The organism is Nocardia sp. NPDC003963, from assembly GCF_053605105.1.
The window spans coordinates 1-14,430 of record NZ_JBSGIP010000082.1 but is presented as its reverse complement, the minus strand read 5'-3'; the positions used below and the strand labels follow the sequence as shown (position 1 = coordinate 14,430).

The window sequence follows — 14,430 nt, the reverse complement described above, 5'->3', positions numbered from 1 at the left end:
TTCTGGAGCGACAGAGCGAAGGAGCGCAGCGACTGAGCGGCGGAGTGAAGAACCGGGGTTAATAGGGCCCCGACCCGCGCCGCCGGAGGCGGCGCCAACAACACGGAGGTCGGCAATGGTCAACGTCAGTGAAGGCTTCGGCTCGAGTGTGCTCGGGTACCCGCGGATCGGTCCGCACCGGGAACTCAAGCGCGCGCTCGAGGCGTACTGGCGGCAGGCGATCACCCGGGACGAACTGCGCGCGGTCGGACGCGATATCCAGGAGCAGCAGTTCCACGAACTCGCCGCGACCGGCCTGACCCAGGTCCCGGGCAACACTTTCTCCTTCTACGACCATGTGCTGGACAATGCGCTGCTCTTCGGCGCTGTCCCGTCCCGTTTCGAGGAATACCGGGCCGGACTGGACCCGCTGGACTTCTATTTCCTGATGGCGCGTGGCCGACCCGATCTGCCGCCGTTGGAATTGGTGCGTTTCTTCGGTACGAATTACCACTACCGGCAGCCGGAACTGGACGCCGATACCGAATTCTCCCTGCATGCCGAGGCGCTGCTGGACGAATGGGATCGGGCGATGGTGGCGGGTATCGAACAGCGCCCGGTGGTGCTGGGACCGGTGTCGTTGCTGCTGCTGTCCAAGGCCGGCAGTGTGCCCGGTGAATCCGCCGGTTTCGACACCATCGACCTGCTGGACCGGCTACTCCCGGTCTACGAGCAGCTGTTCGAGATCCTGGCCCGGCGCGGCGCCACCTGTGTGCAGCTGGACGAACCCTGTTTCACCGCCGAACGCTCGGCCGCCGAACTCGCGGCTTTCGAACGCGTCTACGACCGGTTGGCCAAGGCGCCGCTGCGGCCGCGCATCCTGGTCACGGGTCAGTACGGTGATTTCGGTGAAGCGCTGCGCATCCTGGCGGGCACCGGGGTGGAGGCGATCGGCCTGGATCTCGCGACCCACCGGATCCGGCCCGAGGATCTGGCGAGTATTCCGGGTATCCGCCGCAAGCGGTTGTACGCCGGTGTCATCAGCGGAACCAATGTGTGGCGGGCCGATCGCTACGTCACTCTGGAATACCTCAACGAGCTCACGAAAGTGTGCCCCGATCTGGTGGTTTCCACCGGTACCACTCTGCTCCACGTGCCCTATGACGTGCTGGCCGAATACGAGATCCCCGGAAATGTGGCCGATCGGCTGGCGTTCGCCAAGCAGAAAGTCGGCGAGGTCGTCTCGCTGGCCAAGGCGCTCACCGAGGGGCCCTCGGACAAATGGCGTAAACGACCGGGCGAAGTGCATTTCAAACAGAAGCACGCGGTGCGTCAGCGGGTGTATGCGATCACGCCGCAGATGCGCGAACGCGCGCCTTATGCCGAGCGCCACGCCGCGCAGCAGGAGAAGCTGCGACTGCCCCTGGTGCCCGCCACCACGCTGGGGTCCTACCCGCAGAGTGCCGAGGCCCGGCAGGCCCGTCATCAATTGGGTGAAGGCCGGCTGTCCTACGACGAGTACCGCAAGAAGATCGAGGCCGAAATCGCCGCGACCATCGCCCTGCAGGAAGATATCGGCCTCGATGTGCTGGTGCACGGCGAACACGAGCGCAACGACATGATCCAGTATTTCGCCGAACTACTGGACGGGTTCGCCACCACGCACTTCGGCTGGGTGCAGGTGTACGGCTCGCGGTGTGTGCGTCCGCCGATCATCTACGGTGATGTCTCGCGCCCGGCGCCGATGTCGGTGGACTGGATCACCTACGCGCAATCGCTGACCGATAAACCGGTGAAGGGTATGGTCACCGGGCCCGTCACCATGGTGGCGCGTTCGTTCGTCCGGCAGGACCAGCCGCTCTACGAGACCGCCGACCAGGTGGCCCTGGCCATTCGCGACGAAGTGGTCGATCTGGAACGGGCCGGAATCGGTATCGTCCAGGTCGACGAACCGGCGCTGCGGGAGCTGTGGCCGGCCCGCCCCGAAGGTCGCGCGGAATACCTGCGCTGGGCGATCGGGGCGTTCCGCCTCGCGACCTCGGGCGTGGCACCCAGCACCCAGATCCACACCCATATCCCGTACTCGGGCCGCACCGAGATCGTGCAGGCGATCGAGCAGCTCGACGCCGATGTCACCGCCATCGTCGCCACCCGGTCCATCGAATGGGTGCTGAAGGCGCTGGAGGAGGACTACGCCTCCGGCCACGGACTCAGCCACGGGGTCGGCCCGGGTGTGTACGAGAGCCGGTCGGCCCGGATCCCGGATATCGACGAACTGGACGAACTGCTCACCGCCGCCGCGACGGCAGTCGGGCCGCAGCGGCTCTGGGCGAACCCGGACGGTGGCCTCAAGACCCGCCACCACTGGCAACTCGATCCCGCCCTGCGCAATATGGTCGCCGCTGCCCGGCGCGTCCGCCGTCGGCTGGAGTCGACGCCGGAGCAATAGAGTTCCGCTGCGCACACTGTCCGCTCCGGACGTTGGCAAATACCGGTATGCGACGGTAGGCATGGACGCATGAGTAATGCTGTAGCCGCCTACGCGATGGCCGGCCCCGACGCCGCGTTCGAGAAGGTCGCCATCGAGCGCCGGGAACTCGGGCCCGATGATGTCCTGATCGATATCGAATATGCCGGGATCTGCCATTCCGATATCCACACCGCCCGCAACGAATGGGGTGGCGCGGCCTATCCGTGCGTTCCCGGGCACGAGATCGCGGGCACTGTCGCGGCAGTCGGTTCGGCGGTCACCCGGCACCGCGTCGGTGACCGGGTCGGTGTCGGCTGCATGGTGGATTCCTGCGGGAAGTGTGAGCCGTGCCTGGCGGGTGAGGAGCAGTTCTGTTCCCGTGGCGCGGTGATGACCTACAACACGCGGGTGGCGGAGGAAGTGCAGCCGGGCGGCCACACCCTGGGTGGATACGCGAAGCAGATCGTGGTGACCGAGGGCTTCGTCGTCGCCGTCCCGGAGGGAATCGATCTGTCGGTGGCCGCACCGCTGCTGTGCGCCGGAATCACCCTGTATTCCCCGCTACGACAATGGGGTGCCGGGCCGGGCAAAAAGGTGGCGATCATCGGAATGGGCGGGCTCGGCCATATCGGTGTCAAAATCGCGGCCGCGCTGGGCGCCGAGGTCACAGTGCTGAGCCATTCGCTGAGCAAACAGGAGGACGGAAAACGATTCGGCGCACACCACTACTACGCCACCAGCGATAAGCAGGTGTTCCGGGAATTGCGCAGCAGCTTCGATCTCGTCATCAACACCGTATCCGCGGATCTGCCGATCAACGACTACATGAAGCTGCTCCGGTTGGACGGGACACTGGTCGTCCTGGGGTTGCCGGAAGCCCCGCTCGAGGTACAGGCCCGGGTATTGGCCGGCCGTCGCCGATCGCTGGCCGGTTCGATGATCGGGGGTATCGAACAAACGCAGGAGATGCTGAATTTCTGTGCCGAACACGGAATCGGCGCGGAAATCGAGTTGATTTCCGCGGACGAGATAGACAGTGCGTACGAACGGGTGGTGGCCAGTGATGTGCGGTATCGGTTCGTCATAGATACCGCGACCATCTGACGTTTTCCGGTCGATCCGTTACCGCCGGAAACGCCCGTGCAATGCCGAACGGATCGGTGATCATCGAACAATCGGCCATCGTCGAACAAAGGGATTCCGGCTCTCCGGAGCCTTTCTCCACACTGTGGAGAAGCCTGTGGAAAACCTGTTTCGGGGTGTGGATACGAGCCGAGGGCTGTGGATGGATTGCCCGGTGCCGCGGCCCGGATACCGGGAATCTATTGATTCGGTTTCCGCTGGATAACGGACCGGGTGTATTTCCGGCGGTGGGGCGCGGAACGGGTTTTCGGGCAGACACCGACATCCGGGGCGATTTTCGGCCCAACGGTGTAAAGGGCCGTCCCGTCGATGTGACGTAGATGTGACCGAGGCGGTCCCGGGTAACGAATCCACAGGTATCTCGCCGTTCTTTCCCCAGGCCGCCACCAGCCTGTGGATAACTGGGGATGCCTGTGGATAACTTCTCCCAAGGCTGAGAAACTCGACAGCCGCGGGCCGATTCGGGCGACAATGGTCGTGATCGGCTGCGGCAGCGGGAGGCTCCTTGGACAACCAGTGGCAGGGCACCGGCTCGCGCGGCCCCACCGGCGGGGGCCGCGTGCTCATCACCGTCTTCGCCGCGGTTCTCGCCCTGGGGGCGCTCTTCGGCTACCGGGGCGAGCTACCCGGTCTCTCACAACCGGGCCGCAGTATCGTCGCGGCGCCCGTACGTCCGGCACCCCCACCGCTGAACGTGAGCGAGCTGACGCGCGGCATCTCCCCGGTACTGGTGAACATCACCGCCGCCGCCCGGCCGTTCGGCGCCGCGGCGGCCGGATCCGGCATCGTGCTCACCGGCGAAGGGCAGGTTCTCACCAGCCACCATGTCGTGAAGGGTGCGAAAACCGTCCGGGTCAGCCGGGTCGCCGACGGTGCGGTATACACCGCCGAGGTGCTCGGCTACGACGCCCACGCCGATATCGCCCTGCTCTCCCTCACCGGCGCCCACGGTCTGGCCACCGCACGGATCGGTAGTTCCGCCGGGCTCCGGGTCCGCGACGAGGTGCTGGCGGTCGGCAACGCGGGTGGCAGTGGGACGGCCACCGGGGTCACCGGCGAGATCAGTAATCTCGACAGTACGATCATGGCTCTCAACCAGCAGGATCTCTCCCGCCAAGCGCTCACCGGAATGCTGGAGATCGAGGCCGCCGTGAGCGCCGGCCAATCCGGTGGCGCGCTCACCGACCACACCGGCGCGGTCGTCGGTGTGATCGCCGCGGCCTCGGGAAGCCGTGATCCACCACCGGACGGTGCCGCCGATCCACCCAACGGCTACGCCGTACCGATCGACGCCGCCATGCGGATCGTGCGCCAGATCCGTTCCGGCACCCCCACCGAATCCGTCCATATCGGCCCCACCGCCACCCTGGGCGTCCTGATCTCCGACGCCCGTCCGCGCGGCGCCCGGATCGATATGGCGATCCGCGGGCTGCCCGCGCAGGCCTCCGGTCTGATGGCGGGCGAGATAATCACCTCACTGGACGGCCGTGCCATCACCAGCGCCCGTGCCCTGCAAGCCGTGATCGACACCCGCAAACCCACCGAAACCGTCCGGCTGGGCGTCCGGGCGCCCGACGGCGCCGAACGGGTCGTGGCGGTAGAACTGGCCACCGGGACACCGGGCTGAGCGTACCTCCGCCTTCGCTCCGGCCGTGCGCGTGAATATGCCGATCCCATCGCCCACAGCGCTGACCGTGGTGTACCTCGGCGTACCTCCGCCTTCGCTCCGGCCGTGCGCGTGAATATGCCGATCTCATCGTCCACAGTGCTGATCGTGGTGTACTTCGGCGTACCTCCGTCTTGGCTCCGGCCGTGCGCGTGAATATGCCGATCCCATCGTCCACAACGCTGACCGTGGTGAGCCTCGGCGTGACCTCCGGTCGTGCCGCGGGTTCGGCCGTGGTGCCCGGCGGTGGTCAGAACAGCGACAGCCAGTAGTCCTGGAACCGCAGGAACACCAGTACCAGCACCACCGCGTAGAACACCGCGACAAAAGTCCAGCGCCATTCCGCGACCACGTGCAGGGCACCCCGATCGTTACCCCACAACTGCTCGGTGATCACCGCGAGCAGCGGTGTGATGATCGCCCAGACCACCATGCAGTACGGGCACAGCGCGTTGATGCGGTAGAGGCTCTGGAAGATCAGCCAACAGATGAACAGGGTGCCCGCGGCCGTCCCCAGCCACAGACCGGTCCAGATCCAGCGGGGCAGCCCGACCCCGGCGACCGAGAGCACACCGAGGGTCACCACCACGGAAAAGCCGGCCAGGCCGATGATCGGGTTCGGGAACCCGAGTACCGCGGCCTGGTCGGTGGCCATGACCGAGCCGCAGGACAGTACCGGGTTCAGACTGCACGACGGTACATAACCGGGGTCGCTCAGCAGTTTGAAATCCTCGACCAGCAGGACGAACGCGGCGATCCAGCCTGCCAGCCCGCACAGGAGCATCGTCCAGGCGGCAGGCGGTGAAGTCCGGATCACCGGCCCGCAGCCGCCTGGATCGCGGCGGCCAGCGGTGCGGTATCGAATTTCTGCCCGCTCGCGTCGACGGTGAGTTTCACCTGCTCGCCGTTGACGAAGACCGTCGGTGTCCCGTCGATACCCTCCGCCAGCGATTCCTTGGATTTCGCGGCGACGAAGCCGTCGTACTTCCGGTCGGTGATGCAGTCGGCGACGGTGGGGTCGGTATAGCCCGCCTGCTGCGCGATGGCGATGAGCTGCTCATCGGTCAGACCGGCGCCACCTTCGGGCGGCTGCTGCTGGAACATCAGCTTCAGCCAGTCCTGATATTTGTCGGTTCCGGTATCGGCGACGCAGTAGGAGGCATTGGCCGCCCGGGTGGAGTATTCGGTGCTCGACATCTTGTCCAGGTAGCCGACGATGTTGTATTCGACCGCGGCGGTGCCGTCGGCGACCGATGTGCTGAGCAGTTCGGCGTGGTCGGCCTCGAACCGTTTACAGACCGGGCACTGCATATCCGCGACGATCCGCACCGTCGCCTTCGCGTCGGGCTGTCCGACCCGGACGGCACCGTTATCGGTCGCCACCGCCGGGACCGGGCCCACATCGTCGGAACCGGAGTTGCGCACGGCCAGGCCGATACCGATCGCCGCGACCAGTACCACCAGCACGGCGGCCACCGCGACCTGTATCGCGATTCTGCGATTGCGGTCCGCGCGCGCGGCCGCAGCCACCGGATTCGGCCGTCCGGGGTTTTTGCTCACCGTGCGTTCACCACGCCTTTCCCTCGCCTCGCTACCCGGGCCACCCCGAAGGTTCGCCAGGGGGCGCCGGGTTTCCGGCGCACCGCACCATCATTGTCCGGCTTGCTGAGAGTTTCCATAACTCGCCCGTCCGCGTCGGTCAGGAATTGTCCAGACGGCGCAGTTCCGCGGCCGGGTCGAAGTCCGCGGGTGGCCAGTTCAGGCCCAGGTTCTCCAGCGCCTCGATCAGCAGTTCGGTAACGGCCAGGCGCGAGTACCACTTCGCGTCGGCGGGTAATACGTACCAGGGCGCGTGACCGGTGGAGGTGCGGTCCAGCAGATCTTGGTATGCCTCCTGATAGGCGGGCCAATAAGCGCGTTCGTCGATATCGCCGGGGTTGAACTTCCAGTACTTGTCCGGCCGTTCCAGCCGCTCCCGCAGCCTCTTCTTCTGTTCGTCGAGCGATATGAACATCGCGACCTTCACCAGGGTCGTCCCGGATTCGGTCAGCTCCTGTTCGAAATCGTTGATCTCGGTGTAGCGCTCCCGCCAGACCGCCTCGGGGACGAGCCCGTGGACGCGCACCACCAGGACGTCCTCGTAGTGCGAGCGGTCGAATACGCCCAGCCGGCCGCCGCGCGGGAGTTCCTTGCGGATCCGCCACAGGAAGTGGTGCCGCTTCTCTTCCTCGGTCGGCACGCCGAAGGCGGCGTGATCGACACCCTGGGGATCCACCGAGCCGATGACATGGCGCACGATTCCGCCCTTACCGGCGGTATCCATCCCCTGCAGCACCAGCAGGACACTGCGATTGTCTCCGGAGCGGCCGTTGGCGTAGAGCTTCTCCTGCAGCCCGGCCAGAACGCTGCTGCGTTCGGCGAGCAGTTGTTCCCCGTCCTTCTTGCGACCGGGGAACCCGGGTTTGGCGGATGTATCGATATCGGCGACGCGCAGGCCGTCGGCGCGCAGGGCCCGGCTCGCGGGGGTTTTCCAGTGCTCGGACATCGGACAGACCTATCACAGACCGGGCGTGCTGCCGCGGATGCGAGCCAGGCTCTGCAGTTTGTCGGCGAAATCGGAATCGCTGACCGGGGCGAGGACCAGGACATCGGCGGTGGTCAGCAGGTAGCGGCCGTCGTCGCGGATATCGAGCCAGCTGCGGTGCAGGGTAGGTGGTGACATGGGGTCCTCCGGGGCCACCGTGACGGTGATGAAACCGCGGGAGTCGACGGGTTCGCGCAGGGTCGTGCGGAACCGGGCGGCGTCGCCGTCCCCGTCGGTGGTGGAAATCGGGGCGTCGGTGAGTACCGCGTCCTGGGGCTGGTGGAACGGGCCGTGGCCGCCGGGGCGGGCGGAGCCGATCAGTTGTACCAACCGGCTCCCGAGGTCCTGCGCGTGACACATGTGGACCATGACCTTCGTGGATGTGGCGTGCAGGACGGCGGCGTGATGATCGATGACGGCGGCGAAGCCGAGGATCTGCTCGGAATGCGGCTGCTCGCCGTTGCGGGCGGGTGCCGGGCGTTCGCCGGAGATCGTGACCGAGGTGGCGTCCGGGCGGGCGCAGAGCATGAGCGCGGCTGCCAGATCTGGGTCGGCCTGTCTGGCGAACCGCTGTGGTAATCGCAGGGCATCCAGTTCGGATTCGGTGCGCACCGTGCTCGCCGGGGCCAGATTCACCGGGTACGGGCGACGGTCCAGGCTCGTCTCATTGGCCCAGACGTAACTGAATTCGTCGGGGGTCAGAATCCATTTCACGGACGTGGGCTCCCGCCGCCGGCGTCGGGGAACCGGGGGACCAGATCACCGGAAACCGGGAGGGTCGGGTTGTAGATGGTGGTCATCGCGTCCTGCGCGTCGGCGGTGGCCGTGGCGGCGGCGATATCGTGATCCATCCGGCGGCGGCCACCGTGGACGGCCTCGGCCGCCGGGTCGTCGAGCGGTCGATACGGCTGCGGCGGAGCCAGCGCGGACCGGAGTGTCTGTGCTGCTTCGGTATTGCCGTCCATGAGGCGTTGCAGCGCCCGGCAGGCCTCGTGGGTTTCGGTGCCGCGGATGATGAACTCCCGCGTCGCCTGCCGGGCCGCGTTCGCCGAATGACCGGACCAGTGGTCGAATTCGCGCCGGGCGCTGTCGGTGAACGCGGCGAAGGCTTCGGCCACACTGTCCGCGTTCGACTTCCACGCCGCGGCGGCATCGCCGAGCAGGCCGGGGTCGAGTACCTCGTGCACCCGGTCCCAGATCTCCTGGTGGGTGAAACTGCCGAAACATTCGCGTTCCGGTGCGAAGGGTGGGTCCGTATCGGCGGATTCAGCCATGGCCGTCCTGTTCGTGGCGGTCGGAGCCGGCGCGAGCTGCCACCACCGCGAGCGCGGCGCGATTGGCGAGATCGGCTTCGGCGAGTTTGCCGCCGGCGGCGAGGTAGGCAGCCTTGAAGCAGAGTGCCGTCTCCTGCAGCGCGGTGAGGGTCTCCAGGTACTGCGCCGCCTTACCGCGGAATCCCGCGGCGAGCGCGTGCCCGGTGGGCAGATCGGGAAATCCGGCGGTGCCGTCCGCTTCGGCGATCCGATACCCCCCGAGCCGGGCGGCTTCCAGTTCGGCGACCAGGGTGTCGCAGGCGTGTGCCAGGCGCAGCGCGACATCCTCGGCGAGAGTGAAGGAGTCCGCGCCGCCCGCCGTGGCCGCGCGGTACAACCGACGAGCCGTGTGCTGACCCACCTCCGGTACCGACATCTGGAATCCCCCTTCCGGCCCGCGGGTACGCCCCGTGACTCTACCGACGGGTAGCCACGGACGCGACGGAAAACCCGCCGGTCACAGTGATTCGGCTGTGAAATGGCGCACGCGCCACGGGCTGTGGGCAGCAACGGATCCAGGGGTGGCAACGGTCGCGCAATTCTTCTCGCGGCGCGGAATCCGTCAGACCGCTGCCGGGTCGTCCGCGACGGGCCCGGCCGTCCCGGCACCGGGACGGGTGGCGGTCACGTACTGGAAGAAGCGGTGCACCCGCTGGTCGATATCGACCAGTCCGGCCGCCTCGAACAGGTCCGGGAAGGTCCGGCCGCCGAACATCCGCAGTCCGCTCACCGCGGCGGTGACCCGGGTCAATTCGCCGACCGGGTTGTCCGGGCGGTGGCTGGTCGTGATCGCGATCCGCCCGCCGGGCGCCAGCACCCGGATCATCTCGCGGGCCGCGACCAGCGGATCGGGAATCAGGTACAGCGCCCCGAAACAGCAGACCGCGTCGAAGCTCGCGTCGGGAAACGGCAGCCGTCGCGCGTCGCCACGCACGTATCCCGCCCGGGGCCCGGCATTGTCGGCGCGAGCACGTGCCAGCATGGGCGGTGAGTAGTCGATACCGGCGACGAAACCGTCGGCCGGGACGTGTTCGCTCAGGAAACGGGTGAAATTACCCGGTCCGCAAGCGATGTCCAGGACCCGGCGCGAGCTGTCGAGGTGCAGCGATTCCACCGCGAAATCGCGGTCGGCGTCGGTGGTGCGGCCGGTGGCCAGGTAGAACACCGTGGGCCGCCAGATCCGTTCGTAGACCGCCGCGAGCGCGGGGGCGTTCATGGTGCGCCGAGCGAGATTCATCCCAGCGGCTCGACATCGATCGTCATACCGGCGGCGCGCAGGCGGGCGGTCAGCGCATCGCCCATCGCCGCGGCGGGGGTCAGTATCCCGGCGAGTTCGGGCTTCTCGTCGAATGCCAGCGCGAGACCGCTTTCGCCGAGCATGACCGCGGTGGCCTTGTATCCGGGATCGCCGAGACCCGCGAAATCGGCCCGATACCGGGCTCCCGACGAGGTCTGCGTATAGGTGCGCATCCGGAACCAGCCGCTCTCCCGCGTCGATTCGCCGGGACCGGTACCCGGTGCGGGCAGCACCCGGTCCAGCACCGCACGACCGGCGCCGAACCGCGACAGCAGACCGCCGACTGCCATTCCGGCGACCACACCGCCGGAGATACCCGCCGCGATCACCGGTGCCAGGAGCGACGATCCGGCTCCCATGGTTTCGCGGTAACGGAAGTTCTTGCCGTACACCCAGCCCAGCAGACCGTTGCTGCGGCGCACGATCTTGGTGTTGTGCGAGGCCATGACGAACGTTCCCAGCCAGCCGTCGAGGCTCGGGTCGATATCGCGGGCGCGCTGGAGGGTGAGGTCGGACTGGCGGCCCACCTCGGGATCCAGGGTTCTGTCGGGACTCAGCGAGTACGGGTGGCTCAGCACAGCGCCTTTCGACCTGTCCGCCGCGACCGCCTCCATCATCGCGCGGCCGGAATCGATGGTGCCGCCGCTGACTCCGCCGCGCAACGTCGCGATCAAGGTGGTGTCACCGAGTTCGCCGGTATTGTCCGAGACGGTGCGCCGGTAGAGCTGATAGACGCTCAGATCCGAGGGGACCGAGTCGTAACCACACGAGTTCACGATCTTGGCGCCGGTACGTACCGCTTCGTCGTGGTGGTTGTCGATGGCATCGCGGATGAACAGCGGTTCACCGGTGAGGTCGGCGTAATGGGTGCCGGCTTTCGCGCAGGCCGCGACCATCGGCATTCCGTAGCGCAGATACGGGCCGACCGTCGTGATCACGGCGGTGGTCCGGGCCGCCAGGGCATCCATCGACTCCTGGTCGGTGCTGTCGGCCACCACCAGACCCCAGTCCGCGGCCCCGATCTCGTCGCGGACGGCGGCGAGTTTGTCCGCTGAGCGCCCGGCGAGCGCGATCCGTGCCCCGGCCGGCGCCGCACCCAGCAGATATCGGGCGGTGAGCTTGCCTACGAAACCGGTGGCGCCGAAGACGATCAGATCGAATTCGCGTGTATCCGTCATGGATCGAACCCCTTGAATATGTGTTGGTGCGGCGGCGCTAACCCGTGCGCCGCTTACCGCGCTTGGCCGGCCGGCGCTGCGCCAGCCACTGTCGATGGAGTCGGCCGAGTTCGGTATCCGGCTCCTCGCCGTACAACCATTCCCGGGCGATGCGATGCCAGTTGGCTGTCGCCTCGAGCTGACCGAGCATGCCGAAGGTCAGGAAATCGGCCCGCCGGGAGAACAGATGTTCCGGCGGCAGATTCTGCTGCTTCATACCGGAGAACTCACTGGACCGTGGATCCACGGCCAGCAGGAACGCGCCGCTCGCGAGTTCCGGGGTGATGGTGAGTTCCTGATCCACCAGACACCATTCGGATGCCGAGAGCACGTACTCCAGACATTCCTCGACCCCGATCTCGTCCGCCGAATCGATGACCCCGCGCTGAACCATCAGATCGCGCAGCTCCTCGCCACGGTCCTCGGCGGCCGCGCACAGGCAGATCGCTTCGAATCGGACATGTTCGGGGTCCATCCGGTTGAACAGCCCGAAATCGAGGAAACCGACCCGGCCGTCCGCGGCGAGCAGCACATTTCCCGGGTGCGGATCGCCACAGAACTCGTTGAAATTGAACAGTGAACCCACGTAGAAGCGGTAGATGATCTCGCCGACCCGGTCGCGTTCGGCCCGCGGCATCCGGCGGATGTCCTCGAAGGCAGTACCTGCCAGATATTCGGTGACCAGTACCCGGCGGGTGCTGTGCTCGAGGACCGGGCGCGGCACCACGACGAACGGATGGTCGGCGTAGAGCGCCGCGATGTCCTGCTGGGTTTCGGCCTCGATGTGATAGTCGAGCTCGGATTCCATGTTCAACCGCAGTTCGTCGAGGACCGCAGGGGTCACCCACGGCATCGCCGACTGCAGTACCCGGCGGAACATGTTCAGATTCTTCAGATCGGCCCGGACCGCCGCGTCGATCCCCGGATACTGCACCTTCACCGCGACCTGGCGGCCGTCGTGCAGCCGGGCCAGATAGACCTGGCCGATCGAGGCGGCCGCGATGGCCTCGGGTTCGAATTCGGCGAACACCGCCTCCAGCGGCTGTCCGTAATCCTCTTCGATCACCGCGCGCATGGCTTCGAACGACACCGAGGGGGCCGCGTTGCGCAGGACCGCGAGCCGCTTCTGGAACCGTTCGCGATGTTCCGGCGGTACCAGGTCCAGATCGAGCACCGACATCATCTGGCCCAGTTTCATGGCCACGCCCTTCATGGTGCCCAGCACCATGACCAGCTGTTCGGTACTGCGCAGGATGGATTCCTCGGCCATCCGGGCGCGTACGGCCTCGGACCGCCCGCGCATCGAGAGCCGGGCGCGTTGTTTGCGCACCACCGAACCGGCCGCTACGGCACCGAGCTTGGTGCCGCGGGCCAGCCGGGATGTCGGCACTTGTTTCGCCATCGAGGTACCTCCGTTGGTGCCGACGCGCGCCTACGGTGACAGAAGAACATTGCCGATTCCTCGTCACCGCACGGGAATCAGACTAGCCAAACGGGCCCGGATGTCGAGCCCGCTACGCGCGCCGGCTCAGACGGCCTGGTCGTCGGGAGAAACCGGCGGAAGCACATGCTCCTGCTCGGCGAACTTGGTGCGCGAACCACCGGCGCGGGCCATCCCCTCGATGGCACTCCACACCATCATCGTGAGGTAGTCGATGACCTCTTCGCGGGGCAGTGTCTTGTGCGTGGTCCACCAGTGCGTCGCGAGCTGGATACCGCCGACCAGCACATACGACCACAGCATGACGCCTTCGGTCTCGATACCGCGTTCGCTGCCGCGTTCGGTGATGGCAGCGGCGACGACCTCGGCGAAAAGCCTTTCGAAATCGGCCAGCGAGGACGGATCACCGGACCCGGTCCCCATGATGAACCGGTACACCTCGGGGTCCTCGTCGACCGCGCCCACATATTCGGCCAGCGCCGACCGCACCAGCTGGTACTCGTCGGCATCGAGACTGATCGCGCCGTAGACCCGCGGCATCAGGGTGATCTCGATGAACCGCTGCATAGCGGCGTTCACCAGGTCGTTCTTATCGGAGAAATAGCGGTACAGGACCGTCTTGGACACCCCGATCTCGGCCGCGATCTCGTCCATCCCGGCATTCCCGCCGCGAGTCCGGACGGCCGCGAGCGTGCCGTCGACGAGTTCTTCCCGGCGGTCGATCTTGTGCTGGCGCCAGCGTCGTTTACGCCCGTCGGTCCGCGGGGTACGCACCGGCGCCGATCGATCGGCGGATTTCCCGATATCGAGCAGGTCTTCGGTGGACAGCGTGGGCTCCTCGGTCGGACGGTTCACGTGCGTTCCACTCTATGCCCCCTGCCCGCCCCGATGGTTTCGATTGGCCCTTGTGCGCATACGGACAGTTGTCCAGGGCGCAACAGCCGGTTATCGAGCATCCGCGGGATTGTGAGCCCAACCACGCTGGTCACGAGGTCCGCATATCGTGCTCGCCCGACCCGCCGATACCCGAACGGCCGCCGTAGCCGGGCCCCGTTCCCCGTTCCCAGGTGCGGAAGTACATGCCACCCGTGTGACCGATCCCATGCCTGTCCGCGACCTGAGATCGGCGACCCCGAGCCCGTCCCAACGCTCTGATCGCGGCCATGCCACGAGAGAAGCCGCAGGCATCCGAAAAACACCCCGGGCATCAACCTCTCCCACTGCCCCGGATGGTCCACATCCGCAGGCGGGGCCCGCCCCGGTTCTGGAGCGACGTAGCGAAGGAGCGCAGCGACTGAGCGAAGGAGTGAAGAACCGGGG

General features: G+C 66.8%; 13 protein-coding genes. 3 read left to right on the top strand and 10 right to left on the bottom strand.

Going from position 1 to position 14,430, the window contains the following annotated elements; translation table 11 throughout:
- The first annotated feature begins 115 nt into the window (after positions 1 to 115).
- The 3 genes from metE to ACWEWT_RS37695 all read left to right on the top strand — a co-directional run bounded on the left by metE (position 116) and on the right by ACWEWT_RS37695 (position 5,219).
- Complete coding sequence (gene metE / locus ACWEWT_RS37705; RefSeq protein WP_452565695.1) at positions 116 to 2,428, top strand: 5-methyltetrahydropteroyltriglutamate--homocysteine S-methyltransferase; 2,313 nt, start codon at positions 116 to 118, stop codon at positions 2,426 to 2,428.
- A 69-nt stretch (positions 2,429 to 2,497) separates the two neighbouring features.
- Complete coding sequence (locus tag ACWEWT_RS37700) at positions 2,498 to 3,553, top strand: NAD(P)-dependent alcohol dehydrogenase (protein WP_452565694.1); 1,056 nt, start codon at positions 2,498 to 2,500, stop codon at positions 3,551 to 3,553.
- A gap of 544 nt (positions 3,554 to 4,097) precedes the next feature.
- The gene (locus ACWEWT_RS37695) at positions 4,098 to 5,219 is read left to right on the top strand and encodes a S1C family serine protease (RefSeq protein ID WP_452565693.1); all 1,122 of its coding nucleotides are present in this window, start codon (positions 4,098 to 4,100) and stop codon (positions 5,217 to 5,219) included.
- A gap of 289 nt (positions 5,220 to 5,508) precedes the next feature.
- Here the strand turns inward: ACWEWT_RS37695 and ACWEWT_RS37690 are convergent, their stop codons facing one another.
- The 10 genes from ACWEWT_RS37690 to ACWEWT_RS37645 form a co-directional block, all read right to left on the bottom strand.
- Positions 5,509 to 6,042 carry a vitamin K epoxide reductase family protein gene (locus ACWEWT_RS37690; protein ID WP_452565697.1) on the bottom strand — a complete coding sequence of 178 codons (534 nt, stop codon included), beginning with the start codon at positions 6,040 to 6,042 and terminating at the stop codon, positions 5,509 to 5,511.
- A 29-nt stretch (positions 6,043 to 6,071) separates the two neighbouring features.
- Complete coding sequence (locus ACWEWT_RS37685) at positions 6,072 to 6,818, bottom strand: DsbA family protein (RefSeq protein ID WP_452565692.1); 747 nt, start codon at positions 6,816 to 6,818, stop codon at positions 6,072 to 6,074.
- 139 nt (positions 6,819 to 6,957) lie between these two features.
- Positions 6,958 to 7,803 (bottom strand): polyphosphate kinase 2 family protein, encoded by an 846-nt coding sequence (locus ACWEWT_RS37680; RefSeq protein ID WP_452565691.1) that lies wholly within the window; start codon positions 7,801 to 7,803, stop codon positions 6,958 to 6,960.
- 12 nt (positions 7,804 to 7,815) lie between these two features.
- Positions 7,816 to 8,556 (bottom strand): ESX secretion-associated protein EspG, encoded by a 741-nt coding sequence (locus ACWEWT_RS37675; protein WP_452565690.1) that lies wholly within the window; start codon positions 8,554 to 8,556, stop codon positions 7,816 to 7,818.
- Entirely contained in the window at positions 8,553 to 9,116 is a 564-nt protein-coding gene (locus ACWEWT_RS37670) for a hypothetical protein (protein WP_452565689.1), read from the bottom strand. The genes ACWEWT_RS37675 and ACWEWT_RS37670 overlap by 4 nt, the downstream gene beginning before the upstream one ends.
- Positions 9,109 to 9,531 carry a hypothetical protein gene (locus ACWEWT_RS37665; RefSeq protein WP_452565688.1) on the bottom strand — a complete coding sequence of 141 codons (423 nt, stop codon included), beginning with the start codon at positions 9,529 to 9,531 and terminating at the stop codon, positions 9,109 to 9,111. The genes ACWEWT_RS37670 and ACWEWT_RS37665 overlap by 8 nt, the downstream gene beginning before the upstream one ends.
- 186 nt (positions 9,532 to 9,717) lie before the next feature.
- Entirely contained in the window at positions 9,718 to 10,392 is a 675-nt protein-coding gene (locus ACWEWT_RS37660) for a class I SAM-dependent methyltransferase (protein WP_452565687.1), read from the bottom strand.
- Positions 10,389 to 11,630 (bottom strand): saccharopine dehydrogenase family protein, encoded by a 1,242-nt coding sequence (locus tag ACWEWT_RS37655; protein ID WP_452565686.1) that lies wholly within the window; start codon positions 11,628 to 11,630, stop codon positions 10,389 to 10,391. The genes ACWEWT_RS37660 and ACWEWT_RS37655 overlap by 4 nt, the downstream gene beginning before the upstream one ends.
- A 37-nt stretch (positions 11,631 to 11,667) precedes the next feature.
- Positions 11,668 to 13,071: an ABC1 kinase family protein gene (locus tag ACWEWT_RS37650; RefSeq protein ID WP_452565685.1), complete on the bottom strand. Its 1,404-nt coding sequence runs from the start codon at positions 13,069 to 13,071 to the stop codon at positions 11,668 to 11,670.
- A 126-nt stretch (positions 13,072 to 13,197) separates the two neighbouring features.
- Entirely contained in the window at positions 13,198 to 13,884 is a 687-nt protein-coding gene (locus ACWEWT_RS37645) for a TetR/AcrR family transcriptional regulator (protein WP_452565696.1), read from the bottom strand.
- Positions 13,885 to 14,430 lie beyond the last annotated feature (546 nt).

Coding starts and splice junctions, on each gene's coding strand:
- metE (WP_452565695.1), top strand. CDS start 116: ATGGTCAACGTCAGTGAAGGCTTCGGCTCGAGTGTGCTCGGGTACCCG.
- ACWEWT_RS37700 (WP_452565694.1), top strand. CDS start 2,498: ATGAGTAATGCTGTAGCCGCCTACGCGATGGCCGGCCCCGACGCCGCG.
- ACWEWT_RS37690 (WP_452565697.1), bottom strand. CDS start 6,042: ATGCTCCTGTGCGGGCTGGCAGGCTGGATCGCCGCGTTCGTCCTGCTG.
- ACWEWT_RS37680 (WP_452565691.1), bottom strand. CDS start 7,803: ATGTCCGAGCACTGGAAAACCCCCGCGAGCCGGGCCCTGCGCGCCGAC.
- ACWEWT_RS37670 (WP_452565689.1), bottom strand. CDS start 9,116: ATGGCTGAATCCGCCGATACGGACCCACCCTTCGCACCGGAACGCGAA.
- ACWEWT_RS37665 (WP_452565688.1), bottom strand. CDS start 9,531: ATGTCGGTACCGGAGGTGGGTCAGCACACGGCTCGTCGGTTGTACCGC.
- ACWEWT_RS37660 (WP_452565687.1), bottom strand. CDS start 10,392: ATGAATCTCGCTCGGCGCACCATGAACGCCCCCGCGCTCGCGGCGGTC.
- ACWEWT_RS37655 (WP_452565686.1), bottom strand. CDS start 11,630: ATGACGGATACACGCGAATTCGATCTGATCGTCTTCGGCGCCACCGGT.
- ACWEWT_RS37650 (WP_452565685.1), bottom strand. CDS start 13,071: ATGGCGAAACAAGTGCCGACATCCCGGCTGGCCCGCGGCACCAAGCTC.